Below are 22966 nucleotides of genomic sequence, written 5' to 3'. Positions count from 1 at the left end.
CCCTACCGAAGCCAGTGCGCGCGCTCGGCGACGACGTACCCGTCCTCGGACTTGGGCGCGTTCTCGAGCATCTTCTCGCGGTACTCCGGGTCGCGCTCCGGCTCGTCCTCCCGGAACTCCCGGGGCTCGTCCACGATCAGCGGGGTTTTCTCGTCCACGTCCACCTCCTTCAGGCGCTCCGCGAACTCGTCCAGGAGCAGCATGGTCTCCTCCAGCACCTCCAGCACGTCGAGGTCGTCCCGCTCGGAGGCTAGGGAGAGGTACGTGTCGAGCTCGAGCAGGCGGCGCAGCTCCTCCCGGTCCAAGCCCGGACGACCCCCGTCACGGGGGCGAGACCCTCTCCCCGTCCAGGTACAGCCGGTGACGCACGATCACCGCGTCCAGGTGCACCTCGGACGTGTTCTCGCCGCCGAACGTGCTGTTGTCACCGAAGCCCACGTGCACGGTTCCTAAAGCTTTTTCGTCCTCTAACGGGTTTCCACACAGTTTGGCGCCGGGATTCACCCCGATGCCCAGCTCGCAGACCACGTCCCCGCCCTCGGCCTCCCTGACCAGCCGCAGGAACTCCAGGTCCCCGGGACCGTCGGCGTCGACGATTCTCCCATCCCGGATCCGGAGCCGGAGGGGCCCGTCCAGGCGCCCGTCCGGGGCCACGCTCCCGTCGATCACGAGCTCGCCCTCGGCCGAGCCCTCGACCGGGGCGATGAAGGCCTCGCCCGCCGGCAGGTTCCCGAAGGATCCCGGCTCGCGCAGGTCCCCGTCGTCCGGGATCCCCTCCCGGCCGGACAGGTTCAGGCGCAGCCGGGCCCCGTCCCCGGTGATCAGCACGGCCTCCTCGGCCTCGGTGAGCCGCTCCGCGAGCTCGCGCGCCCGCCGCCGCAGGTCCCCGTAGTCCACGTCCACGGCCCGCTCCAGCGTCTCCCGGGTCGCCCCGGGCATCGAGGCTACCCGGGTCCCGGCCCGGCACGCCCGCTCCCGCGCCCGCGTGTGCGAGATCGACCACGAGGTGAGCGCGACGACCGCGTCCGCCGCCCGCATGGCCGCCGCGGCGGGCTCGGGCGGTTCCTCCCCGTGCCGCTCCCGGGGCTCGACGACCATCAGTGAGCGGTCGCACCGCGCCGCCTCGAACAGCTCCCGGGCCAGCCCCTCCATCCCCGGGTCCGTCAGCACCAGCAGCCGCTCGTCCCTCCCCACCCCGAGGCAGTCCTCCAGGACCCTCCGCGTCCAGGCCATGGCCTCACTCCCGCAGGGGGCCCACGTCCGGGTGACCCTCGCGCCGGCCCGTGCCCGCCTCCCGGGTGAGTAGCTCCGGCTTCTCGAGCAGCTTGACCACGTTCAGCGCGTGCTCCTCCGCCCGGCGGACGGCCAGCTCGTGCAGCTCCCGCTCGTCCTCGGCCTCGTCCTCGTGCACGAACACCTCGATGATGTGCGTGTTGGTCATCAGCTGGGCCAGGATCAGGCCCATGGAGGCGACGAGCGCGCACTGCTTGTCGATCTCCGTCGGCCCGGGCATGCCGAAGGCCATGACGACGTCGCAGCCCTCCTCCTCGATCAGCCGCTTGCAGGCGACGGGCAGGTCCTTGATGCCGGGGACCGTGTACCGGCGGATCTCGACCCCGGGCAGGTGCTCCCTCAGGACCTTCTCCGCGACGGAGGCCATGTCCACGCGGGCGAAGGTCGTGTCCGCGAGGCCCACCCGGTACCGGGGCATCAGCCCTCCCCCCAGGCGCGCGGGTCCGAGGGCTCGGGCCGCAGCAGCCGGCCCGCGTCCAGCCGGAGGACCGCGTTCGCGCAGGCGCTCAGCGCGCAGAGCGTGCCCCGACCCCGGCCGACGGGCGTCTCCACCTCCGGGTACCGCCGGACGATGAACTTCACGTCCCCCTCCTCCTCCGTCAGGCGCTGCAGGACGGCGTTCCCCAGCGAGCTGACCGGCCGGCCCACCCAGCAGTGCTTCAGGGGGCAGGCGTCGCAATACGCCCGGAACAGGCGGCGCGAGGACGCGGAACCGTACCCCGCCTTGAGCTCCGCGCGGACGAGGGAGTAGGCGATGCAGCACCCGCGGTTCCGGACGGGCTCACGGTCCTCGAACCGCAGCTCGGAGAGGGAGACCCCGCGCCGCACCCGGACGACGTTGACGACCCCGTCCTCCGCCTTCTCCCGCCCCGTGTTGGGCGCGTCCGCGAGCTCCCTCCGGAGGGCGCGGTTCAGCCCGGGGTGCCGGGCGGCGGCCAGGGCCAGGGCGCACGCCGGACAGTAGGAAACGTAGCGCGATTCGCGATCGCCGCACCGGATCACGACCTCGGAGCCGAGTCCCCTCCGCCGGACCCGGACCTCGCCCCCCTCGCGCAGGGCCAGCCGGGTGGCCGCGCGACCCACCGTGAGGATCCGACCCCACCCGAACACCCGGGCCAAGGCTTTAGCGTCCCGGTCCGGGGTCAGGATCCGGCGCAGCTCCTCGCCCCAGGGCACGGCGCCCAGGTCGAGCAGGGCGTCGAGGATCGCGGGGGCCCAGGTCACGTCCCGGCCGGTCGAGACCACGTCGCCGTCCCCGTCCACGATCCGCGCCTCCACGCCCTCCGGGCGCTCCCGGCACTCCGCCCGGTAACCGTAACCCGTGAGGAGCTCGAGCACGACGTGCGTGATCCCGCACGCACCCTCCGCCCGGGAGACCAGATGCTCCGCCAGCCTACGCACCTCCGAGGGGTCCAAGGACGCCCCGGGGGAGACGGTCGATGTTCGATCCGAAGGAGTTTGTGGAGGAGGCCGTGGAGCGGCTGCGGAAGGAGATCGGAGATCGAAAGGCCATCATCGCGGTCTCCGGGGGCGTGGACAGCACCACGGCCGCGGTGCTGGCCCACCGGGCGGTCGGCGAGAACCTGGTGTGCGTGTTCGTGGACCACGGGTTCATGAGGAAGGGTGAGCCGGAGCGGGTGCGTCGGGTGCTCGAGGAGGAGCTGGGGCTGAACCTTCGGTTCGTGAAGGCGGCGGACGAGTTCTTCGAGGCGCTGCGTGGGGTCACGGACCCGGAGGAGAAGCGGCGGATCATCGGTGAGAAGTTCATCGAGGTGTTCGAGCGGGTCGCGCGGGAGGAGGGTGCGGAGGTCCTGGTGCAGGGGACCATCGCCCCGGACGTGATCGAGTCGGAGCGGGGGATCAAGTCGCACCACAACGTGGGCGGGCTGCCCGAGCGGCTGGAGCTGGACGTGGTGGAACCGCTGCGAGACCTGTACAAGGATGAGGTGCGGGAGGTGGCCCGGTACCTGGGGATCCCGGAGGAGATCGTGGAGCGGATGCCCTTCCCGGGCCCGGGCCTGGCGGTGCGGGTGCTGGGTGAGGTCACGCCGGAGAAGGTGGAGATCGTGCGGGAGGCGAACGCGATCGTGGAGGAGGAGGTGGAGCGGGCGGTGGAGGAGGGGAAGATGGAGCGGCCCTGGCAGGCGTTCGCCGCGCTCCTGGACTGCAAGGCGACGGGGGTGAAGGGGGACCAGCGGGACTACGGATGGGTGGTCGCGGTGCGGATCGTCGAGTCGATCGACGCCATGATCGCGGACGTGCCGGAGGTCCCGTGGGAGGTGCTCCGGCGGATCCAGGATCGGATCACGAGCGAGGTGCCCGACGTGACCCGGGTGCTGTTCGACCTCACGCCCAAGCCGCCCGCGACGATCGAGTTCGAGTGAGGGGGGCGGGCCCGTGACCTTCGTCGTGATCCCCTCCGTCGACGTGTTGGGGGGCAAGTGCGTCCAGCTGGAGGGCGGTGACCCGAGCAGGGTCAAGTTCGAGTCGGACGATCCCGTGGAGACCGCGCGCCAGTGGGCCGAGTTCTTCCCCTGGATCCACGTGGTCGACATCGACGCGGCGCGGGGTGAGGGGGACAACTCGGAGGTCATCGGGAGGATCTGCGAGGAGGTCGACGCCAGGGTGCAGGTCGGGGGAGGGATCCGGTCCGCCGAGCGCGCCGAGGAGCTCGCCGGTCTGGGGGCCGACCGGCTGATCCTGGGCACCGTGGCCTTCACCGACGAGGGGGCGTTCGAGGAGATCCTGGACGTGTGCCGCGAGCACGGGGTCGAGGCGTTCGTGGCGCTGGACGTGAACGAGGAGCACCGGGTGCTCGTCCGGGGATGGAAAGAGGAGACCGGGGTCGGCCTGGAGGAGGCCGTCGAGCGGTTCGAGGGGCGGGTGGACGGGTTCCTGGTCACGGCCGTGCACCGGGAGGGTCGGGAGCGCGGGATCGACGAGGGGCTGGTGCGGAAGGTCACGGGGCTCACGGAGCGCCCCGTGCTCTACTCGGGGGGCGTGTCCACGATCGAGGACGTGAAGACGGTCCGGGAGGCCGGGGCGCACGGGGTGGTGCTCGGCACGGCCCTGTACCGGGGGCACATCGATCCGACGGCGCTGCTGGAGCTGATGGAGCGGTGATTACGGGATCATCCGCTCGATGGGCAGGACCAGGATCCCCTCCGCCCCCAGCCGCTTCGCCTCGAGGATGACGTTCGAGACCTCCTCCTCGTCCACCACCGCGTACAGCTCGACCATGTCCTCCCGGCTCAGCAGCTCCGAGACGGTGGGGCCGGTCACGCCGGGAAGGAGCTCCCGGAACTCGTCCAGCCGGTCCCGCGGCACGTTCATCATGATCAGCTTCTTGCCCTCCGCGTTGAGCACGCCCTCCAGCGAGAGCCGGATCCGCTGCACCGTCTCGTCCTCCACCGCGTCCGGGTGCGCGACGAGCCGGGCGGACGTGCGCAGGATCTCGTCCACCACGCGCAGCCGGTTCACGCGCAGCGTCGTGCCCGTGCTGCTCAGGTCTACGATCGCGTCCGCCACCCCGATCCGCGGCATGACCTCCGTGGCCCCCGTCACCTCGACCACCTCCACCTCCACGCCCACCTCCTCCTCGAAGTACCGGCGCGCGATGTTCGGGAACTCCGTGGCAACGGTGCACCCCTCCAGGTCCTCCGGCCGCTCCACGTCGGACTCCTCCGGGACCGCCAGCACCATCCTGGCCCGACCGAACCGCAGGTCCAGCAGCTCCTCGACCTCGGCCCCGGACTCCACGACCAGGTCGTGACCGGTGATCCCCAGCTCCGCCGCGCCCTCCTCCACCAGCCGCGGGATGTCGGCCGCCCGGACGAACATGACCTCGACCTCGGGATCGCTGGTCTCGGCCTTCAACCGCCGGCCGATCGGCTCCTCGACCCGGATCCCCGCCCGCTCCAGGAGGTTCAGCGCCGGCTCGTGCAGGCGCCCCTTGTTCGGCACCGCTACGGTTATCATCCGGGAACCCCGGCGGGGCCGCGGCCCCCGCCGCTATTAACCTCGCCGGGGCGGGCGCGCATGCGGCTGGCCGTGCTGGGCGGCGTGCTCCTGACCCCGGACGAGACGATCGAGGACGCGGGTCTGCTCATCGAGGACGGTCGGTTCGCGTTCGTGGGCACCCGGGAGGAGCTGGAGGCCTCCGAGGACTGGGAGGACGAGCTCACCCTCGACGAGCGTGACGTGATCCTACCCGGCCTGATCAACACGCACACGCACGGCCCGATGACCCTCCTCCGCGGGATCGCCGACGACCTCCCGCTCATGCGGTGGCTGGAGGAGGAGATCTGGCCCCGGGAGGAGCGGCTGGACGCGGAGAAGTGCCGGTGGGGGGCCGCCCTGGCCGCCGTGGAGGCGCTGAGGTCGGGCACCACCTGCCTCGTGGACATGTACTTCTACATGGACGCGGTCGCGGAGGCGTACGCCGAGGCCGGCATTCGGGCCGTCATCTCGCACGGCATGATCGACCTGGGCGACGAGGACAAGCGCGAGGAGGAGCTCCGGGAGACGCGCCGAATCTACCGCAAGTGCCACGGGCTGGAGGACCTGATCGAGGTCTCGCTGGGCCCGCACGCGCCCTACACCTGCTCCGAGGAGCTACTGCGCGAGGTCCGGCGACTCGCGGACGAGTGGGGCGTGAGGATTCAGATCCACGTCGCGGAGACGCGGGACGAGGTCCGGCAGGTGAAGGAGGAAACGGGACGTCGACCCGTCGAGTACCTCGACGAGCTCGGGCTCCTGGGCGATGACGTCATCGCCGCCCACTGCGTCTGGCTCACGGACGACGAGATCGACACGCTCGCCCGCCGCGGGGTCATCGTCTCCCACAACCCGGCCAGCAACATGAAGCTCGCCTCGGGCGTGAGCCCCGTCCCGGACCTGCTCGAGCGGGGCGCCACCGTCACGCTCGGCACCGACGGATGCGCCAGCAACAACAACCTGGACCTGCTCGAGGAGATGAAGCTGGCCGCCCTGCTGCACAAGGTGGATCGCGGCGACCCGACCGCGACGAGGGCCCGGGAGATCCTGAGAATGGCCACGAGCCGGGCCGAGGGCGTGTACTCGCTGGAAAAAATCGGGAGGATCGAGGAGGGGTACGCCGCCGACCTGGTCATCCTGGACGGGAGCTCGCCGAGGATGAACCCGTGCCACAGCCCGACCTCGAACGTCGTGTACTCGGCGACCGGGGCCGACGTCAAGCACGTGCTCGTGGGCGGGGAGCCGGTGGTCAGGAACGGGCGCGTGACGACCGTGGACGAGGAGGAGGTGCTGGAGCACGCCCGCGAGTGCGCCGAGCAGCTCGCCGGCGATTAGCGGTACCGCCGGAACCACGCGTACAGTCCGGAGCCCAGCGCGGCCGACGACAGTAGGGCCGCCAGGATCCACCCCACCGTGCCCGGACGCGCCCCCGTGATCCGGCTCAGCCCGCGCACCGCCCGTCGCACGGCCTCACTCACCTTCTTGCCCGCCTCCTTCACGCCCGACACCACCTTGCTCACCGCGTGACTGATCGCGCGCCCCACCGAGCCGGACGCGCCGCCGGACTCACCGCCGCCACCGGACTTGCCGCCGCCACCACCGCCGAACAGCGTCCTCAGGATCCCCCCGGCGCCCCCACCGGAGCCGCCGGACGCGCCCCCGTGACCGCCACCGGCGGACTTGCCGCCACCTTTGCCGCCACCTCCGCCTCCCCCGGCGCTCGGCCCCGGGCCGTGACCGCCACCGTGACCACCGCCGCCCTTACCGCCGCCTCCGCCGCCACCGGAGTGCTTCCCGTGGGAGCCGCCGTGCGCGGCGCCCCCTCCACCGTGTCCTCCCCCGCCCCGACCCGAGGATTTCGACCCGTGCTCCTGCTTCGGAGGGGCCGGGGCGGGGTGTGAGGCTGGAGGGGGCGCCGCGTGACCCGCGCCGCCGCCCTTACCGCCGCCTCCACCTCCGCCCGATGATTTGCCCGCGCTCGGTGCCGGCGGTGCGGGAGGGGGCGGGGGCAGCACCTGAGATTCGGCCGGGATCAGCGCCGCGAGCAGGAGCGCAACGATCGCCGCAGCGGCGGCACCGCGCAAGCTATCAGCCCCAGGATCGGTATCGGGCCGGTCTTTACGAGTTTCACGACCGCGAGGGCGCCCACGCCCACCCCCACGGTGGCCGCCACCGGGAACCACGGTTGCTCCAGGACCCACTCCCACCACGGACGCTCGGTTTCGCTCGGGGGCTGGACGACGTCGACGATGCGGACCGGGATCCGACGGTACCCTTCGATGTACTCGGCGTAAAGCCGCCTGACCTCGTTGTACTCCGGGAGCAGTCGATCGTCGACCAGCCGGGCCGCCTCCCGGCGGTTACCGGCCTCCAGCAGCGCCGCCACCTGCCGGCACTCGTCCGACATCCGTCGGAGCAGGGAGGAGATGCGGCGCGCCAGCTCGGACAGGTGCCGGAGGACGTCCGCGTAGTCCGGGTGTTGGTCGGCCGCGAGCTCCAGGTATCGGGCCGTTCGGTCCCAGACCCCGGCCGCGACCTCGTACCAGTGGGCGAGCTTCCGGTAGCCCTCGGGCGTGGGCGACACGCGGCCGCCCTCGAGCGCGTACAGGTACAGGGCCTCGAGCAGGGCCTTGTCGAGCTCCGTGCGGTAGTTGTCGTAGTTGGCCGGCATCTCGCGCTCGAGGTAGTAGTACCCGTTCTCGAAGGTGGCGGCCGGGATGCCGGCCCGGGCCACGGGCGCGGTGACCCAGGGAGGTGAGGTACCCTTCTGGTTCGGGTCCACGCTGGCGCCGATCACGCCGGCCAGCGCCTCGCAGATCTGCAGGGCCTTGCGGTAGGAGGTCGGGTTGTCGTTCCCGTGGACGGGGCCGGCCGGGATGAGGATGAACTCCGAGGCGCCCCACCAGGGTCGGTGGGCGTGCACGTCGAGGAAGAGTTCCGGGCGCCCGGTGAGCCTCACGCCCACCTTCCGGCCCAGCTCCTCGGGGTGCAGGACGTAGCGCAGCACGTGGTGGTAGAACGTCAGCTGTCCCAGGTCGCGGGAGACCTGGTAGTCCCGCTGTCGGTCGCCGGTCGTGTAGTACTCCTTGGGGATTCGGATCCAGGAGACGATGAGCGTGCCCCGGAACTCGCCGGAGTACCGCACGAACCACTGGGCGGCGTGGAACATGCACTCGTGGGCCTGATGCTCGAGCGGATGGACGCCCAGGGAGAGCCAGACGAAGTGTCCGTCCCCGTTCTTCCAGACGTAGTAGTCGACGGGTACCCGGTAGGTGACGCCGTTGAGCGTGACGGTGTAGGTCTCCCTCAGGTGGCCCTGTTCCAGCGCGGTCGCCCCGGTCGTTCCCAGGAGGAGTCCGGTCAGTAGTGGGACGAGGAGGGTCGTGGGTCGAGGGGACATCCCGCGTCCCCCGTCGTGCGCAAGGAAATATGTACCCGGCGGCCAGGTCGCCCGGTCACGGACGGCGTCGCGGCCTGCTCCCGGGCGTGACGGGGCGGGGTGTACCGGGATCGTGACGGCGGGGTTCATCGCGCGGTGAATACCGCCTCGCCCCGCCGGGGGCCCCGGTCGGCCGGGCCCGGTCCCGGCTATAATTTCTCGGGGGCGGGAGCGCGTGGTCGTGGTGAAGGAGGGTGAGTACGCGATCCGGGACCCGTCCCTGGCGCCGAAGGGTCGGGACATGATCGAGTGGGCCCGCGAGCACATGCCCGTGCTGCGGATCATCCGGGAGCGCTTCGAGGAGGAGCGGCCGCTGGAGGGGCTCACGGTGGGGATGACCCTGCACCTGGAGGCGAAGACGGCGGTTCTCGTGGAGACGCTGATGGCGGGCGGCGCGGAGGTGGCGATCACGGGGTGCAACCCGCTGTCGACGAAGGACGAGGTGGCGGCGGCGCTGGTGGAGGAGGGGGTGCACGTGTACGCGTGGCGCGGGGAGACGCGGGAGGAGTACTACGAGAACATCGACCGGGTGCTGAGCCACGAGCCGGATATCCTCGTGGACGACGGGGCGGACTGCATCACCCGGGTGCACCTGGAGCACCCGGAGCTGGCCGATCGGATCATCGGGGCGACGGAGGAGACGACGACCGGCGTGCAGCGGCTCCGGGCCATGCACCGGGACGGGAAGCTCAGGTTCCCGGTGATCGCGGTGAACGACGCGCGGACGAAGTACCTCATGGACAACCGGTACGGGACGGGGCAGAGCGCGCTGGACGGGCTGATGCGGGCGACGAACGTGCTGATCGCGGGGAAGACGGTCGTGGTCGCCGGGTACGGCTGGTGCGGTCGGGGCATCGCGCGGCGGGCGCGGGGTCTGGGCGCGGACGTGATCGTGGTGGAGGTGGACCCGATCCGGGCGATGGAGGCCGTGTTCGACGGGTTCCGGGTCATGCCGATGGACCGGGCGGCGGAGGAGGGGGACATCTTCATCACGGCGACCGGCAACCGGGACGTGATCCGCGGCGAGCACATCGAGCGGATGAAGGACGGGGCCATCCTCGCCAACGCCGGCCACTTCGACGTGGAGATCGACAAGGAGTACCTGGAGGAGCATTGCGAGGAGAAGGTCGAGCGGCGCGGGGGGCTGGTCACGGAGTACCGCATGCCGGACGGGCGCCGGATCTACCTCGTGGCGGAGGGCCGGCTCGTGAACCTCGCGGCGGGCGAGGGGCACCCGATCGAGATCATGGACATCAGCTTCGCCCTGCAGGCCCTCTCCGTCGAGCGGCTGGCGCGGGAGGGCGAGTCGATGGAGCCGGGCGTGTACGAGGTCCCGTCCGAGATCGACCGGCGGGTCGCCGAGCTGAAGCTCGAGTCGATGGGCGTCGAGCTCGAGGAGCTCACGCCGGAGCAGCGGGAGTACCTGAGGAGCTGGAAGGAGGGCACGTGATCCGACCATGCGCGTGTTCCTGCCCGAACCGGACGAGCGGGCCCGCCGCCTCGCCGAGGAGCACGGCCTGCGCCCCTACATGGTCGCCCGGTACCTCCGGTTCCTGGGGCGCCGGGAGACCCGAGAGCTCCTGGAGCACCTTGACGACGTCCGCCCCGCCCTCCGCACCAACACCCTCCTCGTCACCCCGGAGGACCTGCGGAGGCAGCTCGAGGGGAAGCGCGGCTTCAGGCTGGAGCGCTGTCCCGAGCCCATCGACGAGGGCTTCTGGGTGGTGGAGGAGCCTCCCATCTCCCTGGGCGCCACCCTCGAGTACATGCTCGGGTACTACGTGCCGCAGGACGCGGCCTCGATGGTCCCGCCCGTGGTCCTCGACCCGCGGCCCGGCGAGCGCGTGCTCGACGCGTGCGCGGCCCCGGGCGGGAAGACCACGCACCTCGCCCAGCTCATGCGCAACGAGGGCACGCTGATCGCCATCGACGTCGACCCGGACCGAGTCCGCAAGCTGAAGAGCAACCTGCACCGCTGCCGCGTGGCGAACTGCCTCGCCCTGCGCATGAACGCCCTCGACCTGCCCCGAACCGACTGGGAGTTCGACCGCGTGCTCCTGGACGTGCCGTGCACGGGCGAGGGCGTCATCCACAAGGACCCCAGCCGGCGGCGCAGCCGGGACCCCGAGGACATCGAGCACTGCGCCCGCCTGCAGCGTCGCCTCCTCCGGGCCGCCGTCGAAGTGCTCAAGCCGGGCGGCGTCCTCGTCTACTCCACCTGCACGTTCTCCCCGGAGGAGAACGAGCTCAACGTGCAGTACGCGGTCGAGGAGCTGGGCCTGGAGCCCGAGCCCGTGGACATCGACTGGGCCGAGCCCGGGCTTCGGGTACCCGGCGTGGACCGGGAGGTGCGGGAGGCCTGCGCCCGGTTCTACCCCCACCGGCACGGCACGGAGCTCTTCTTCGTCGCCCGGCTCCGCAAGCCCCTCGGCTAAGGCCCCACCGATCATTACAAGGTCACCAAGGGATTCCCTCGTCATCGGGGCCCCGTGGACGCGACCCTCGAGTTCGAGCTCACCCTCACCGAGCTGGACGTGCCCGGGCCCGTGCGACAGGACGCGGTCGGGCTCCTGAGGTGCGCGCTCAACGCCCTCGAGGGCGCCGAGGCGCGCGTCACCGCCCGGCACCGTCGCGAGGCCCGGGCCGTGATCGAGGCCGAGGACGCCAGGGTTAGCGTGATCGTCGAGCTCGGTTCCGACCGGCCCCGGCTCTCCGCCACCGTCGACGACCCGAGCATTCCGGAGGAGGTGCTCGCCTGCGCGGCCGAGACCGGGGTGCGCTCGTTCTCCTTCGACCTTCAGGGGGAGGGGCTGCGGGTCCAGGGCCGGTTCGACGTGGGGTACGTGCAGGTCGAGGTCGTGGGCGGTGAGCGGGGTCGGGAGCTGCTGGACCGGCTGAGGGAGCGGGGGCTGCGCGTCGTCGAGGTCTGAGGCGTCGGCAAAGGGGGAGCTCCTCATCCCGGGCTCGGCCGTGCGGAGACCTCCTCATCCGGCCGCGAGCCTCTCGCAGAGGCTAACGAACCTTTCGCGGGCGTTCCCCCCGAACAGCTCCCGGCCCCGCTCGCCCATCTCCCGCCACCGCTCCTCCCCCGCCTCCAGGGCCTTTCGAACCGCCCGCAGGACGCTCTCCTCGTCCGCGGCGTCCTCCGCCGCGAAGGCGACGCCCAGCCGCTCGAGCTTCTTGGCCGTCACGTACTGGTGGTCCCGAAGGACGTCCCGGCGGGGTAGGACGACGATCGGCTTCCCGAGCGCGGCCGCCTCGACGGGGGTGGCACCGCCCAGGCACACGACCAGCCGGGCCGCCTTGAGCAGGGCGGGGAAGTCGTGGAAGAACCGGCGCACGACCGCCCGGCGGCAGCGGCCCTCCAGCTTCCGGCTCAGCCGCTCCGGGTCCATGGCCCGCCCCGTGTTCACCACCACGTCCCAGTCCTCGAGGAGCCCCTGCTCGGCGCAGGTGATCAGCGCGCGCAGCGCGGGCTCGTACCCGCCGGAGCCGGTCGTCCACACCAGCACCCGCTCGCCCAGGCCGTACCGCTCCCGGGCCTCCTCCGGGTCCGCCTCGTCGAAGGCCCTGGGGAGCACGATGCCGACGGCCACGGCCCGGTCCCCGTAGTACTCCTTCAGGTCCCGGTCCCACACGCCGATGAGGTCCGCGCAGTACTTGGCGACGCGGCCGGAGACGGACACGACGTCCGTGGGCTCGTAGTGGGCGACGGGCAGGCCGCGGAGCTTGCCGGCGACCATGGGTCCGATCGCCACGCCGGCCCCGGTGGAGAGCACGAGGTCCGGGTTCACCCGGTCCAGCGCGCGTCGGGCGCGCAGGAGGTTGCGCAGGCCCCCGAGGGCGGCGCGCCAGGCGGGGTCCCCGACGCGACGTGGTCGCGGTAGGCCGATGCGCTCCCGGAAGCCGGCCCGGTCCAGCCGCTCCCGGGCCTGCTCGGAGTCCTCGTTCACGGCGAAGACCACCTCGTGGCCCCGGTCCTCGAGCTCCTCGGCGAGGGCCACGGCCCGGGTGAGGTGACCACCGTCCCCTGAAGCTATTAGCACGCGCACCGTCGACGCCCCCAGGGTAGCGGTCTTGGGCGTGCAGGTGGGCATCGTCGGGAAGCCGAACGTGGGCAAGAGCACGTTCTTCGCGGCCGCGACGCTGTCCCCGGTGGAGACGGGTAACTACCCGTTCACCACGGTCGACCCCAATAAGGGCGTGGCGCACGTGGTGGACGAGTGCCCGTGCCGGCGGTTCGGGGTCGAGTGCGACCCGCGCAACTCCGAGTGCGTGGACGGGCGCCGGTTCGTCCCGGTGGAGCTGATCGACGTGGCGGGCCTCGTGCCGGGGGCGCACGAGGGTCGGGGGCTGGGGAACCAGTTCCTGGACGATCTCCGGCAGGCGACGGTGCTGATTCACGTGGTGGACGCGGCGGGGGCGACGGACGAGGAGGGGCGCCCGTGCGAGCCGTGCTCGCGGGACCCGGTCGAGGACGTGCGGTTCCTGGAGCGGGAGCTGGACGAGTGGATCGCGGGCATCCTGTCGCGGGACTGGGACCGGACGGTGAAGCGGGCGAGCCTGGAGAAGAAGCCGGTGTCGGAGGTGCTGCGGGAGCGGCTGGCGGGGATCGGGGTCTCGCTGGAGGACGTGGAGCGGGCGCTGGACGAGTCGGGGGTGCCGGACAACCTCGAGGAGTGGTCGGAGGAGGACCTGCGCCGGTTCGCCCGGGAGATCCGGCGGGTGAACAAGCCGATGGTCATCGCGGCGAACAAGGCGGACGTGGACTGCGCGGAGGAGTACATCGAGCGGTTGAAGCGCGAGGTGGAGTACCCGGTCGTGCCCACGTGCGCGGAGGCCGAGCTGGCCCTCCGTCGGGCGGCGGAGCGGGGGCTCATCCGGTACCTGCCCGGGGAGGGGGACTTCGAGGTCCTGAAGGAGGACGAGCTCAGCGACCGGCAGCGGGAGGCGCTGGAGTTCATCCGGGAGCGGGTGCTGGAGCGGTGGGGATCGACGGGCGTCCAAGAGGCGCTCAACACGGCCGTGTTCGACGTGGCCGGGATGATCCTGGTCTACCCGGTGGAGAACGAGAGCAAGCTCTCGGACTCGGAGGGTCGGGTGCTGCCGGACGCGTTCCTGGTGCGGAAGGGGACCACGGTCCGCGAGCTGGCCTACAAGATCCACACCGATCTCGGGCAGAGTTTTAATAGGGCGGTGGTGCTGAGGCCGGACGGATCGCGAGAGGTGGTGGGTGAGGACTACGAGCTCGAGCACGGGGACGTGGTCAAGATCCAGACCTCGTGAGCCTCGGGGGTGGGCCCCGCTGGTGGTTCCTGCCCTCATCCTGTGCCTGCTCGCCGGGCTCATCGGCCCGGCCGCGGGCGCGGACGTGACCTCGGCCGCGACGGAGGCCGGTAAGGGCGCGCCCGCGTCCCAGCCGGAGGTTAACACCCCGCCCAGCGAGGCGGTGAAGCCGACGGTCCCCGAGCCCAAGCGTGAGGTTAAGAGGGTCGAGGTGCGGTCCAGCGGTCCGGAGGAGGTGAGCGAGCGGTCGGAGGAGAGCGTGCGGTCCGAGGCGGGGGCGGGATCGACCCGGACGACCGAGGAGAAGCGAGAATCGAAGCCGCGGGAGGAGACGGGTGAAAAGACCGCGGGCGGGCTGAAGGAGCGGCTGCGCCAGCCGGACACGGCGGAGCGTAGCACCGTGAACGCTCAGCTGTTGGTGGGCGCGCTGATCGCGGCCCTGGTGGGCCTCTACAGCATCGGGAAAAACGGCAGGAGGGGCGCGTCGAAGATCCCGGCCGCCTAATCGGTGCCCTTCATCAGCTCGTCCGCGGCCCGGATCGCGGCCTCCGCGGCTTTTTCCACCGCCTCCTGGATTTCCCCGTCGGACAGCTCGCTCAGCGGGTGCACGGTGACCTCCACGCGCACGTCCACGTCGTCGCCGTCGATCACCACGCGTACGTCCACGTCCTCCAGGTCCCGCTTGGGAATCAGCCGGTAGAGCTCGCGCAACGCCGCCTCCTGGATTTTTTCCACGCTCCGGGGATCGAGCCGACGGGGCAATGGCGCGTTAGGCGGCCCCTCCTCCCGCCTGTTGTTGCTGCTGCAGGACCTTCTGGAGGCGCTTCTGCAGGCTCTCGATCTGCTCCTGCACCCGCTTCTCCTGCTTCTCCAGCGTCTTGACGCGGAGCTCTAGGGTCTCCTTCCGATCCTCCAGCTCCTCCTTCACCTCATCCCGGTCCGCCTCGATGAGGAGGCCGCCCACGGTCTTGTAGATCTTCGTGTCCTCGTCGATCTCCTCCAGCTCCTCCAGCGCGCGCTCGATCTCGCGCAGCTGCATCTCGAGCTGCTGCTTCTGGGCCACGATCGAGCTCAGCTGCTGCTGGAGCTGTTGGAGCTGAGCCACCTGCTGCTCAACGTCCTGTTGCGCCATCCTCGGTCGACCCCCTCACGACCTCCAGTACGCGTTCGGACACGGTCAGGAGGCGGAGCGTTCCGGTGACGGAGGCCCTCAGCGCCGGGACGTCCTCGGCCTTGATGAGTATTTGTATGTTGTTACCCCGACGCTCGACCCGGATCTCGCTCCGTCGGGTCGGCATCGCCCGGAGGTCGGGGAGGACGGCCCCGTGGACGATGCGGGCGGCCCGCTCTGACGCGAGCTCCGCCTCGCACTCGAACTCGTGCAAGGGGCGACCCACCGCGCGTTCAGAGCCTGAACCGTCGGTCTCGGAGCTCGAACCGGCGGTAGAAGAGGGAGGGGCCGACCTTCCGGTCCCCCCGGTAGAAGGTGAGCGTGCCGAGGTGGGTGGGGTGGCTCTCGATCACGAGGAGGGCGTCGGCGAGCGCGTCCTCGAGCACGCGCTCAAGGGGACCCGTGCGCGGGACGAACTCGACGCCGAGGAGGTCGGCGAGTGCCTCGGCCACCTTCACGTGGCCGGAGACGGGGCGCTTGGACGTGGTGATCGCGAGGGTGCCCTCGACGTTGATGCGCTTCTCGTCGTGGGGGAACTCGCGCTGGAGCTTGACGCCTCCCAGGGAGAAGTAGAGGCGCTCGCGCGGGGGGAGCTCGGAGAGGTCCACGAGGGTGAGGCGGGCGGGGTTGCCCTTGGCCTCGGAGACGTACAGGAGGACCTCCGCGTCGTTCTCGAGGGCCTCGAGGACGGTGTCCCGGAGGTTCTTGGTGCCCCGTTGGATGTAGACGGCGTCGGGGAGGGCGCACTCGAGGTCGCGGCAGAGGGATCGGGTGCGGCGGGCGGGTCGCTGGGAGGTGGTGATGGCGGCGGGTCTCAACGGGCCTTGTACCTCCTGGGTACCGGGTGCCGCGGCTTCATGACGATGCGGAACCCGCAGTGGGTGCACCGGATGGGGTCCTCGTTGATGTTCAGCCGCACCCGCTTGCCGCAGCGCATGCAGACGTACTCGTACTTCTCCTCCTCTTCCTCCCCGTAGACGGGCATGCTACCGGCCCTCCTCTTCCTCGAGGGCCTTGCGGATGGCGCGCTTCACCATGCGCTGGGCCTCGGTCTCCGGGTAGTACGCGCCGCCGGCGAACTCCGCGCCGCACTTGGTGCACCGCCAGATGCCGGTGCCCACGCGCTTGACGGCCCGTCGGTGGCACACGGGGCACTCGTGCTTCTGGCGCTGGACGGACTCGATCTCGGCGACGCGGCGTCGGATGCGCATTCCGTACCGGGGGCCGAACCGGCCGGCGGGCCCGACCTTCTGGGTGCGGCCCAACGCGGTTCACCCCCTTGGGCGCGCTCAGAGCTGCGCCTTGACGACTCTCCTAATTTCTTCCGCCTTCTTCACGGCGAGGTCGATGGCGTCGTCGAGGAGGTGCTCGGGGAGGGAGCCGCGCTCGCCCTTCTGGACCGCGCAGATGCGGCCCTCCTCGGTCACGGTGACGGTGACGCGGGCGTCCATGACGACCTCCTCGTCCAGGCAGGGGTCGACGAGGAGGTGCTCGTCCACGAGGGCGAGGGTCACGGAGACGGGGAAGTCGCGGACCTCGAGGGGGGTCGTCTCGGTCTCGTCGACCTCGACCTCGTCGTCCACGACCTCGGCCCGGGGGACTCTGGTGCGGTGGAGGGCGGCGACGGAGGCGAGGAGGGAGGCGTCGAAGAGGTTCCCGTCGTGGTCCAGCACGTGGATGTCGACGAAGGTGACCCAGCAGTGCTCGCCCTCCTGGATGCAAAGGGACTTGAGGTCGATCATCTCGGACTCGCGGATGCCCCGGTCCACGACGCGGGAGAGCTCGATGGCGTTCTCGTCGGGGGGTCCGGGCTCGAAGGTGGGGTCGGCGAGGGGGACGAGCTCGGCGTTCACGGCGAGGGCGCCCTCGTCGGGGGTGTCGGGGTAGGGCGTGCCGACCTCCAGCTTGACGCCGACGACGAGCTGGGTGTTGCCCAGGTGGATGAGGGCGGAGCCGTTGGCCTTGGAGATCACGTCCGTGCGGAGCTCGATGGGTCGGAACTCCTCGAAGTCGCGGCCGTCCACGCGCTCGCCGGCCCGGAGGGCCTCCAGGACCTCGTGCCGCTTGAGCCGGGCGAGCAGGTCCTGGTCCAGGGGCAAGCGTCGGGTCCCCTCACTCCTCCTCCCCGTACTTCCGCTTGAGCGCCCGGCGCTGCTCCTTGTAGATGATCTTGCAGCCCTTCTTGGCCAGCCGGATGGCCTTCTTGAGCTCCTCCGGGGTCATGTCCCCGTCCATCTGGAGGAGGGTGATCTCGCCCTCCTTGGGCATCATGGCGAGGGGCACATCCGCCTCCCCGTGCCCATCCTCGTAGTACATGGGGTCGAGCACGATGTGACCGTCCACCTTGCCCGCGGCGCAGGCGGCGACGAGGTCCCGCATCTCGATCCCCGCGTCGGCGAGGGCGACCGAGGCGGCCGTGATCCCGGCGCACCGGGTGCCCGCGTCCGCCTGCAGGACCTCGACGAAGATGTCGATGGCCGTGCGCGGGTAGTACTCCGTGAAGATCGCCGGCTCCAGCGCCTCCTTGGACAGCTTGGAGATCTCGATGGAGCGCCGGTCGGGGCCCGGGCGCTTTCGCTCGTCCACGGAGAAGGGGGCCATGTTGTAGCGGAACCGCACCACGGCCCGGTCCGGCTTCTGCTTGTGCCGTGGGTGCAGCTCCCGGGGCCCGTACACGGCCGCTACGATCCGGTTCGCGCCCACCTCCACGTACGCGGACCCGTCCGCGCGCTTGAGCACGCCGGCGCGGATCTTGATCGGTCGCATCTCGTCGGGCTTCCGACCGTCCAGCCGGAGCCCGTCCTCCGAGATCAACCGCTCCGGCTCCTCCTCCGGCATGCGCGCTCACCACCGCGCGAGCCTCCTGAGGTTGGACCTTAACCACTCGGTCAGGCCCTTCAGGTGGGAGCGGCGCTCGATCTCGCGCAGGGCGCGGGCCGCCAGCGCCTCCCGCCGGCTCTTCGGCTCCTTCCGGGCCCTCACGTAGATCCGCCCGTTGGCCCCCACGATGATGTCGCACTCCAGCTCCCGCTTGAGCATGCGGATCATGGAGCCCTCGCGCCCGATCACCCGGGGCACCTTCACCGGGTCGATGTCGACCACGCGGCCCCCCTCCAGGCGGCCCAGCCGCACCGGGGCGTCCTCCTCCAGGATGGAGAGCTCGGTCTGCTGGACCGGGTTGACCTCCTTGACGACCGCCGCGATCACGTCCCCCTCCCGGAGGTACCGCGACAGGTCCGTCTCGATCAGGTCCACCTCCTCCTCCAGCGCGTTGGAGACGTGCAGGGTGGCCGGCAGCGGGGCCCGGATGTCGACGAGCCAGGTGGAGAATCGGACCTCCCGCACGACGCCGACGACGAGGTCGCCCGGCGTGGGCCGGTAGGGGCCCGCGAGCGGGATGACCCGGATCGTGCGCCCCTGGATGTCGGCGAGGCCGGTCACCTTGGAGTACACCCGGTCCCCCTCCGTGTAGGTCCCGTCGCTGGCCACGACCTGCCCCTCGGCCAGCAGCTCGCCCGGGGTGACGACCTCCCGGTCCTCCACGTGCAGCTCGTACTCCGGCAACGCGCTCACCTCGGCACGCGGTCCGGTAGCCTTGGGATCGCGTTCGCGGCGAGCTCGAGCGCGCGCTCGGCGTCCTTCAGGTCGAGGACCTCGGCGGGCGAGTGGAGGTACCGGGTGGGCACGCCGATCACGCCGGCCGGGACGCCGCCCCGGGTGACGTGGATCGCGGTCGCGTCGGTCGTCCCGCCCTCACCCACCTCGAGCTGGTACGGGAGGTCCAGCTCCCGGGCGGTCTCGATGAGGAGCTCGCGGACCCGCGGGTGAGCGATCAGCCCGCGCCCGCTCGCGTCCACGACGGTGATGGCGGGCCCCTTCCCCAGCTTCAGCTCCGCCTCCTTGACCCCGGGCACGTCCCCGGCGACCGCGGTCTCGAGCACGAGGGCCGCGTCCGGGTAGAGCTCGAAGGCCGACGTCCGGGCGCCCTTCAGCCCGACCTCCTCCTGCACGGTCCCGACGAGGTGGACGGTGGGATGCTCCTCGTCCCACTCCTCCGCCAGCCGCTCGGCGAGCGTCAGGAGGAGCGCCACGCCGATCTTGTCGTCCAGCCCGCGCCCGTTCACGCGGGTGGAGGCCAGCCGGGTGAACTCGCCCTGGAGGACGCCCACGTCGCCGACGCCGACGAGCTCCTCGGCCTCCTCCCGGTCCGACGCCCCGATGTCGATGAACATCTCCCGGTGCTCGGGGACCTTGCGCCGCTCCTTCTTCCGCTGCACGTGCGGGGGCTTGGTCCCGATGACCCCGGGGACCTTCTCGCCCTCCGCGTTGAGGATCACGACGCGGCTGCCGGGCAGGATCTTGTTGTCCACGCCGCCCAGCTTGGCGAACCGGAGGAAGCCCTGCTTGGTGATGGACTTGACGATGAGGCCGACCTCGTCCATGTGGGCGGCGACCATGACCTCGTAGTCGGAGCCCTCGAGCGTGCCGATCACGTTGCCCATCACGTCCACGTGCACGTCGTCGCAGTGCTCCTTGAGGACCTCGCGCACGTACTCGCGCACCTCGTCCTCGCGGCCCGGGGGCGCGGGCCGCTCGACCAGCTCGCGCAGGTGCTCCTCGATCCGACGCAAGGCCTACGGACCCTCCACCTTCTCCCGCTCCAGGATCTTGCTCTCGTAGTCGCCCTTCGTGATCTCGTTCAATCGCTCGAAGAAGTCGTCCTGCACGCCGGCCGGGAGCCGGACCACGGCGATCCAGGACCCGTCCTGCTGCCACTCCTCCTGCTCGATGTCCCCGTACTCCCGGACGACGCCCATGGCCTGGCCCGTGTACTTCGCGGGGATGCGGATGGCGACCTTCACCTCCTCGAACTTCAGCGGCAGGTGCGGGCGCAGCTGCTTGATCACCTCCTTCACCTGCTCCTCCGCGCTCTTCATGGGGTCGATGTGCACGCCCGCCTCCTCCATCGCCCGCTCGATCCGCTCCGGCGGGTGCGGGGCGCCCGTGCGCGGGTCCACGGCCCGTCGGGCGATCATGTGGATGATCTGCCGCTTAACCTCCTCCTGCATCTTCCGGCGCTGCTCCGCCGTGAGCTGGATCTGACCCTCCTTGATGATGATCTCCGCGACCTTCACCGGCTCGGTCGTGCCGAAGACCTCCTCCATCGCCTGCTCGGAGGCCCGCTCCCCCTTCCGCGCGTCCCGGAACACCTGCTCGACGGCCAGGATCTCCTCCACGTCGACGTCCTCGCCCTCCCGGAGCTTCCGCGCGCCCTCCGGGTCCACGAGGACCTCGAACCGCTCCCCGCCCTTCTCCAGCCGGGCCACGACGGCCTCCTCGAGGCTGACGCGCGCCATCCTACTCCGCCCCCTCACCCTCCGACTCCTCCGACTCCGCCTCGCCCACGACCCGCTGGAACACCTCCTCGATCCGCTCCCGCTCGAGCTTGCGGAACCCCTCCTCGTCCACCACGGCGATCTCCAGGTTCTCCACCGTCGTCTCCTCCCGGGAGGCCTCGTAAAGGGCCCGCACGGCGAGCTCGACCGCCTCGTCCAGGGACATGTCCTCCCGGTACTCCTCCTCGAACACGTCCAGCGCCTCCTGGCGGCCCTCCCCGATCGCCGTCGCCTTGTGCTCGGTCAGCGCCCCGCTCGGGTCCGTCTCGAAGAGCCGGCAGCCCTTCGTGTCCACGCCCGCGACCAGCAGCGCGGTGCCGAAGGGTCGGACGCCGCCGTGCTGCGTGTACACCTGCTTGAGGTCGCAGATGGACTTGACCAGCACGTCCACGTCGATGGGCTCGCCGTACGTGTACCGGTAGGTCTGCGCCTCGACCCGGGCGCGCTCCACCAGCACCCGGGCGTCCGCCACGAGGCCCGCGGTCGCGGCCCCGATGTGCGTGTCGATCTGGTACACCTTCTCGATGGACTCGGGCTCGATGAGCTTGGAGGTGACCCGCTTGTCCACGCCGAGGACCACGCCCTCCTTCACCTTGATCCCGAGCGCGGTCGTGCCGCGCTTGACCGCCTCGCGCGCGTACTCCACCTGAAACAGCCGGCCGTCGGGGCTGAACACGGTGATCGCGCGGTCGTACGCGGTCTGCGCCGGCTGCATGACCGTCACCCCTCAGGCTCGGGGTCCTCGTAACTCGTGTACGCGACAACCCGGCCCTCCTCCACCACGTCCACCTCGCCGTTCTCGTAGATCCAAAAGGACCGGTCGCCCACGCGCTCCACGTCCCACCGCGGAACCCGGGAGAGAAACCGCTCCGCCCCTTTAACCGTTCCGGAGGTGCCCAGGACCTCCAGAAACACCCGCCCCAGCTCGGGATCCCGCCGGTACAGGGACAGGGCCGCCCGCGCCCGGGACTCCCGCCCGCGCTCGACCCGGAGGATCCCCGCGCGGAGCCCCTCGTCCCACCGCATCAGCCAGGGCCGAACCTTGCCCATCCCCACGGGCCCGAGCACGTCGCGCAGGGCCCGGAGGACGAGGTCCCGCGCCCCGTCGAAGTCCAGCCGCTCGAGCCGCTCGGACCAGACCTTGAACGCGATGTAGCGCCACCGGGGGCGCAGGGTGGACGTGAGCCTAACCATGGCCCACCACCGCCACGCCCGGGACCACGAACACGTGCTTGCAGGCCACGTTCCAGCGCAGGAGCTCCCTCGGGGCCTCCACCAGCGCCTCCCGGGCCTCCCCCTCGCTCAGGCCCAGCAGGTCGAGCACGTCCTCCAGCTGCCGGGCGGGGAGCAGCTCCAGCGGGTCGCGGGCGCCGAGGGCGACGGTCAGCGGGAAGCGCTTCCTCCGGCGCATTCGGAGCAGGTCCCGGAGTCGCGAGACCTGCCAGGCGAGGCGCTCCCCGCTCCGTCGGAGCAGCCGGGCGAGGTCAATCTCCACGTACGTGCGCTTCTCCCGGGCGAGCTCGAGCTCGTGCTTGCCGAGGCCCGCGTGCGGGTTGCCCCGCTCCGGGTGGGAGAGCGCGTCCACGCGCGTGTCGCCGAGCGCGGTCCGGTTGATCCCGGGCCGCCCGCCCCCCACGGCGAGGTAGTACACGAGCGGGCGCACGCGGGGGATGGCCCGGCGGAGCGCGCCCGGATCCTCGGCCTCGAGCTGGCACCCGGGGAGAACCAGCGCGTCGACGCGATCCCGGAGCTCGGCCGTCTCCTCGGCCAGCCACTCGAGCTCGTCCAGGTCGGGCTCCTCGGCGCGGAGCCGGAGGGTGAGGATGACGACCTCGTAGCCGAGCCGGTCGGTGGCGAGGGCCATGCGGAGGGGGTCGACCTCGTCCACGTGGACGCGGAGGGCGAAGCGCTCGGCCCGTCTCAGTCGGTCGAGAAGATACCGAGCCGTTTCAGGGCCTCGATCCCGCCCTCCCGGCTCGCCGGGTACGCCTCGAGGTTCAGCTTCACCCGGACCACGTCGTCCGCGTCCGATACCCGGAGCTCCCCCTGGTACGCGCTCTGCTTGTCGAACCGGATGTAAAAGTTCCCGTGCTCGTCCACGCGGCGCTCGATCTCCTCCCAGACCCGCCGCTTCTCCTCCTCCGGCAGGTGCCTGCGCCAGTGCTCGAGCACGCGCTCGATGTGGGGGCGCCGGGTCAGCCGCACCTGGAAGATCGTGATCGGGTTCCCGTGGTGGCCCTCCGCGTAGAAGGTCTCGACCTCGACGTCGTCCTCCTCCGTTACGCCTCCGAGAACGTTTGACAGCGCCTCGAGCACCTTCTCCTCGTCCTCCGTCGCGTGCGCGATCACCCGGGCGGAGAGGCTGTTGACGGGGAGGGACAAGCG

At 71.1% G+C, this 22966-nt stretch carries 31 protein-coding genes; 8 read left to right on the top strand and 23 right to left on the bottom strand.

Features of this window, described 5'->3' with window-relative positions; genetic code table 11:
* Window positions 1-2 precede the first annotated feature (2 nt).
* The 4 genes from gatC to ACXJJV_RS07285 are packed head-to-tail and all read right to left on the bottom strand — an operon-like array spanning window position 3 to window position 2709.
* Window positions 3-305 (bottom strand): Asp-tRNA(Asn) amidotransferase subunit GatC, encoded by a 303-nt coding sequence (gene gatC, locus ACXJJV_RS07300; RefSeq protein ID WP_456467519.1) that lies wholly within the window; start codon window positions 303-305, stop codon window positions 3-5.
* Window positions 306-321: 16 nt separating this feature from the next.
* The gene (locus ACXJJV_RS07295; protein WP_456467518.1) at window positions 322-1233 is read right to left on the bottom strand and encodes an aminopeptidase; all 912 of its coding nucleotides are present in this window, start codon (window positions 1231-1233) and stop codon (window positions 322-324) included.
* A 4-nt stretch (window positions 1234-1237) separates the two neighbouring features.
* Complete coding sequence (gene ribC / locus ACXJJV_RS07290) at window positions 1238-1711, bottom strand: riboflavin synthase (RefSeq protein WP_456467517.1); 474 nt, start codon at window positions 1709-1711, stop codon at window positions 1238-1240.
* Window positions 1711-2709 carry a hypothetical protein gene (locus tag ACXJJV_RS07285; RefSeq protein WP_456467516.1) on the bottom strand — a complete coding sequence of 333 codons (999 nt, stop codon included), beginning with the start codon at window positions 2707-2709 and terminating at the stop codon, window positions 1711-1713. Before ACXJJV_RS07285 ends, ribC begins: the two co-directional genes overlap by 1 nt.
* Before the next feature lie 23 nt (window positions 2710-2732).
* On the opposite strand from ACXJJV_RS07285, the gene guaA reads away from it, so the two are divergent.
* On the top strand, window positions 2733-3677 hold the full coding sequence (gene guaA / locus ACXJJV_RS07280; protein ID WP_456467515.1) for a glutamine-hydrolyzing GMP synthase: 945 nt from the start codon (window positions 2733-2735) through the stop codon (window positions 3675-3677).
* A gap of 13 nt (window positions 3678-3690) precedes the next feature.
* Complete coding sequence (locus ACXJJV_RS07275; RefSeq protein WP_456467514.1) at window positions 3691-4416, top strand: 1-(5-phosphoribosyl)-5-[(5-phosphoribosylamino)methylideneamino]imidazole-4-carboxamide isomerase; 726 nt, start codon at window positions 3691-3693, stop codon at window positions 4414-4416.
* Here ACXJJV_RS07275 and hisG read toward each other — a convergent pair whose 3' ends face one another.
* Window positions 4417-5271: an ATP phosphoribosyltransferase gene (hisG, locus tag ACXJJV_RS07270; protein ID WP_456467513.1), complete on the bottom strand. Its 855-nt coding sequence runs from the start codon at window positions 5269-5271 to the stop codon at window positions 4417-4419.
* Between the two features lie 60 nt (window positions 5272-5331).
* Here hisG and ACXJJV_RS07265 point away from each other — a divergent pair, with 60 nt between their 5' ends.
* Window positions 5332-6624, top strand: coding sequence for an amidohydrolase (locus ACXJJV_RS07265; RefSeq protein ID WP_456467512.1), 1293 nt, complete (start codon window positions 5332-5334; stop codon window positions 6622-6624).
* On the opposite strand, the gene ACXJJV_RS07260 is transcribed toward ACXJJV_RS07265, so the two are convergent.
* Window positions 6621-6833, bottom strand: a complete 213-nt coding sequence (locus tag ACXJJV_RS07260; RefSeq protein WP_456467511.1) for a hypothetical protein — start codon at window positions 6831-6833, stop codon at window positions 6621-6623. The two genes, ACXJJV_RS07265 and ACXJJV_RS07260, sit on opposite strands and share 4 nt — an antisense overlap.
* A 488-nt stretch (window positions 6834-7321) precedes the next feature.
* Complete coding sequence (locus tag ACXJJV_RS07255) at window positions 7322-8689, bottom strand: hypothetical protein (protein ID WP_456467510.1); 1368 nt, start codon at window positions 8687-8689, stop codon at window positions 7322-7324.
* A 280-nt stretch (window positions 8690-8969) separates the two neighbouring features.
* Here ACXJJV_RS07255 and ACXJJV_RS07250 point away from each other — a divergent pair, with 280 nt between their 5' ends.
* From ACXJJV_RS07250 to ACXJJV_RS07240, 3 genes are read left to right on the top strand one after another with little or no spacing between them, the layout of a single operon-like run.
* Window positions 8970-10178 carry an adenosylhomocysteinase gene (locus tag ACXJJV_RS07250; RefSeq protein ID WP_456467561.1) on the top strand — a complete coding sequence of 403 codons (1209 nt, stop codon included), beginning with the start codon at window positions 8970-8972 and terminating at the stop codon, window positions 10176-10178.
* A 7-nt stretch (window positions 10179-10185) separates the two neighbouring features.
* Entirely contained in the window at window positions 10186-11163 is a 978-nt protein-coding gene (locus ACXJJV_RS07245) for an NOL1/NOP2/sun family putative RNA methylase (protein WP_456467509.1), read from the top strand.
* 54 nt (window positions 11164-11217) lie between these two features.
* Window positions 11218-11658 (top strand): hypothetical protein, encoded by a 441-nt coding sequence (locus ACXJJV_RS07240; RefSeq protein WP_456467508.1) that lies wholly within the window; start codon window positions 11218-11220, stop codon window positions 11656-11658.
* 54 nt (window positions 11659-11712) lie between these two features.
* Here the strand turns inward: ACXJJV_RS07240 and ACXJJV_RS07235 are convergent, their stop codons facing one another.
* Window positions 11713-12780, bottom strand: a complete 1068-nt coding sequence (locus ACXJJV_RS07235) for a UDP-N-acetylglucosamine--N-acetylmuramyl-(pentapeptide) pyrophosphoryl-undecaprenol N-acetylglucosamine transferase (protein WP_456467507.1) — start codon at window positions 12778-12780, stop codon at window positions 11713-11715.
* A gap of 31 nt (window positions 12781-12811) precedes the next feature.
* On the opposite strand from ACXJJV_RS07235, the gene ACXJJV_RS07230 reads away from it, so the two are divergent.
* Both ACXJJV_RS07230 and ACXJJV_RS07225 read left to right on the top strand, forming a co-directional pair.
* Window positions 12812-14014: a redox-regulated ATPase YchF gene (locus ACXJJV_RS07230; RefSeq protein ID WP_456467560.1), complete on the top strand. Its 1203-nt coding sequence runs from the start codon at window positions 12812-12814 to the stop codon at window positions 14012-14014.
* A 22-nt stretch (window positions 14015-14036) separates the two neighbouring features.
* Window positions 14037-14519: a hypothetical protein gene (locus tag ACXJJV_RS07225; RefSeq protein ID WP_456467506.1), complete on the top strand. Its 483-nt coding sequence runs from the start codon at window positions 14037-14039 to the stop codon at window positions 14517-14519.
* Here ACXJJV_RS07225 and ACXJJV_RS07220 read toward each other — a convergent pair.
* From ACXJJV_RS07220 to ACXJJV_RS07150, 15 genes are read right to left on the bottom strand one after another with little or no spacing between them, the layout of a single operon-like run.
* Window positions 14516-14749, bottom strand: a complete 234-nt coding sequence (locus ACXJJV_RS07220; protein ID WP_456467559.1) for a DUF3194 domain-containing protein — start codon at window positions 14747-14749, stop codon at window positions 14516-14518. The two genes, ACXJJV_RS07225 and ACXJJV_RS07220, sit on opposite strands and share 4 nt — an antisense overlap.
* A gap of 34 nt (window positions 14750-14783) precedes the next feature.
* On the bottom strand, window positions 14784-15146 hold the full coding sequence (locus tag ACXJJV_RS07215) for a prefoldin subunit beta (RefSeq protein WP_456467505.1): 363 nt from the start codon (window positions 15144-15146) through the stop codon (window positions 14784-14786).
* Window positions 15127-15399, bottom strand: coding sequence for a KEOPS complex subunit Pcc1 (locus tag ACXJJV_RS07210; RefSeq protein ID WP_456467504.1), 273 nt, complete (start codon window positions 15397-15399; stop codon window positions 15127-15129). Before ACXJJV_RS07210 ends, ACXJJV_RS07215 begins: the two co-directional genes overlap by 20 nt.
* Window positions 15400-15418: 19 nt before the next feature.
* Entirely contained in the window at window positions 15419-16003 is a 585-nt protein-coding gene (locus ACXJJV_RS07205) for a Brix domain-containing protein (RefSeq protein ID WP_456467503.1), read from the bottom strand.
* Complete coding sequence (locus tag ACXJJV_RS07200) at window positions 16000-16170, bottom strand: TFIIB-type zinc ribbon-containing protein (protein ID WP_456467502.1); 171 nt, start codon at window positions 16168-16170, stop codon at window positions 16000-16002. Before ACXJJV_RS07200 ends, ACXJJV_RS07205 begins: the two co-directional genes overlap by 4 nt.
* A gap of 1 nt (window position 16171) precedes the next feature.
* Complete coding sequence (locus ACXJJV_RS07195) at window positions 16172-16450, bottom strand: 50S ribosomal protein L37ae (protein ID WP_456467501.1); 279 nt, start codon at window positions 16448-16450, stop codon at window positions 16172-16174.
* A gap of 24 nt (window positions 16451-16474) precedes the next feature.
* Complete coding sequence (gene rrp42, locus ACXJJV_RS07190; protein WP_456467558.1) at window positions 16475-17278, bottom strand: exosome complex protein Rrp42; 804 nt, start codon at window positions 17276-17278, stop codon at window positions 16475-16477.
* A gap of 19 nt (window positions 17279-17297) precedes the next feature.
* The gene (gene rrp41, locus ACXJJV_RS07185) at window positions 17298-18023 is read right to left on the bottom strand and encodes an exosome complex exonuclease Rrp41 (RefSeq protein ID WP_456467500.1); all 726 of its coding nucleotides are present in this window, start codon (window positions 18021-18023) and stop codon (window positions 17298-17300) included.
* Window positions 18024-18029: 6 nt separating this feature from the next.
* Window positions 18030-18749 (bottom strand): exosome complex RNA-binding protein Rrp4, encoded by a 720-nt coding sequence (gene rrp4 / locus ACXJJV_RS07180; RefSeq protein ID WP_456467499.1) that lies wholly within the window; start codon window positions 18747-18749, stop codon window positions 18030-18032.
* A gap of 5 nt (window positions 18750-18754) precedes the next feature.
* Entirely contained in the window at window positions 18755-19816 is a 1062-nt protein-coding gene (locus tag ACXJJV_RS07175) for a M42 family metallopeptidase (RefSeq protein WP_456467498.1), read from the bottom strand.
* 3 nt (window positions 19817-19819) lie between these two features.
* Complete coding sequence (locus ACXJJV_RS07170; RefSeq protein ID WP_456467497.1) at window positions 19820-20542, bottom strand: ribosome assembly factor SBDS; 723 nt, start codon at window positions 20540-20542, stop codon at window positions 19820-19822.
* 1 nt (window position 20543) lies between these two features.
* Window positions 20544-21296 (bottom strand): archaeal proteasome endopeptidase complex subunit alpha, encoded by a 753-nt coding sequence (gene psmA, locus ACXJJV_RS07165; protein WP_456467496.1) that lies wholly within the window; start codon window positions 21294-21296, stop codon window positions 20544-20546.
* A gap of 5 nt (window positions 21297-21301) precedes the next feature.
* Window positions 21302-21775: an Rpp14/Pop5 family protein gene (locus ACXJJV_RS07160; RefSeq protein ID WP_456467495.1), complete on the bottom strand. Its 474-nt coding sequence runs from the start codon at window positions 21773-21775 to the stop codon at window positions 21302-21304.
* Window positions 21768-22505 (bottom strand): RNase P subunit p30 family protein, encoded by a 738-nt coding sequence (locus ACXJJV_RS07155; RefSeq protein WP_498043503.1) that lies wholly within the window; start codon window positions 22503-22505, stop codon window positions 21768-21770. Before ACXJJV_RS07155 ends, ACXJJV_RS07160 begins: the two co-directional genes overlap by 8 nt.
* Window positions 22502-22963: an RNA-binding domain-containing protein gene (locus ACXJJV_RS07150; RefSeq protein ID WP_456467493.1), complete on the bottom strand. Its 462-nt coding sequence runs from the start codon at window positions 22961-22963 to the stop codon at window positions 22502-22504. The genes ACXJJV_RS07155 and ACXJJV_RS07150 overlap by 4 nt, the downstream gene beginning before the upstream one ends.
* Window positions 22964-22966: the final 3 nt, after the last annotated feature.

The organism is Methanopyrus sp. (assembly GCF_053997775.1).
Note: the sequence above shows the minus strand (reverse complement) of the source record. Positions and strands in the feature narration are given on the sequence as shown.

Coding starts and splice junctions, on each gene's coding strand:
- ACXJJV_RS07265 (WP_456467512.1), top strand. CDS start 5,332: ATGCGGCTGGCCGTGCTGGGCGGCGTGCTCCTGACCCCGGACGAGACG.
- ribC (WP_456467517.1), bottom strand. CDS start 1,711: ATGCCCCGGTACCGGGTGGGCCTCGCGGACACGACCTTCGCCCGCGTG.
- ACXJJV_RS07160 (WP_456467495.1), bottom strand. CDS start 21,775: ATGGTTAGGCTCACGTCCACCCTGCGCCCCCGGTGGCGCTACATCGCG.
- ACXJJV_RS07250 (WP_456467561.1), top strand. CDS start 8,970: ATGATCGAGTGGGCCCGCGAGCACATGCCCGTGCTGCGGATCATCCGG.
- guaA (WP_456467515.1), top strand. CDS start 2,733: ATGTTCGATCCGAAGGAGTTTGTGGAGGAGGCCGTGGAGCGGCTGCGG.
- ACXJJV_RS07295 (WP_456467518.1), bottom strand. CDS start 1,233: ATGGCCTGGACGCGGAGGGTCCTGGAGGACTGCCTCGGGGTGGGGAGG.
- hisG (WP_456467513.1), bottom strand. CDS start 5,271: ATGATAACCGTAGCGGTGCCGAACAAGGGGCGCCTGCACGAGCCGGCG.
- ACXJJV_RS07245 (WP_456467509.1), top strand. CDS start 10,186: ATGCGCGTGTTCCTGCCCGAACCGGACGAGCGGGCCCGCCGCCTCGCC.
- ACXJJV_RS07200 (WP_456467502.1), bottom strand. CDS start 16,170: ATGCCCGTCTACGGGGAGGAAGAGGAGGAGAAGTACGAGTACGTCTGC.
- psmA (WP_456467496.1), bottom strand. CDS start 21,296: ATGCAGCCGGCGCAGACCGCGTACGACCGCGCGATCACCGTGTTCAGC.
- rrp41 (WP_456467500.1), bottom strand. CDS start 18,023: ATGCCGGAGGAGGAGCCGGAGCGGTTGATCTCGGAGGACGGGCTCCGG.
- ACXJJV_RS07215 (WP_456467505.1), bottom strand. CDS start 15,146: ATGGCGCAACAGGACGTTGAGCAGCAGGTGGCTCAGCTCCAACAGCTC.
- ACXJJV_RS07255 (WP_456467510.1), bottom strand. CDS start 8,689: ATGTCCCCTCGACCCACGACCCTCCTCGTCCCACTACTGACCGGACTC.
- ACXJJV_RS07170 (WP_456467497.1), bottom strand. CDS start 20,542: ATGGCGCGCGTCAGCCTCGAGGAGGCCGTCGTGGCCCGGCTGGAGAAG.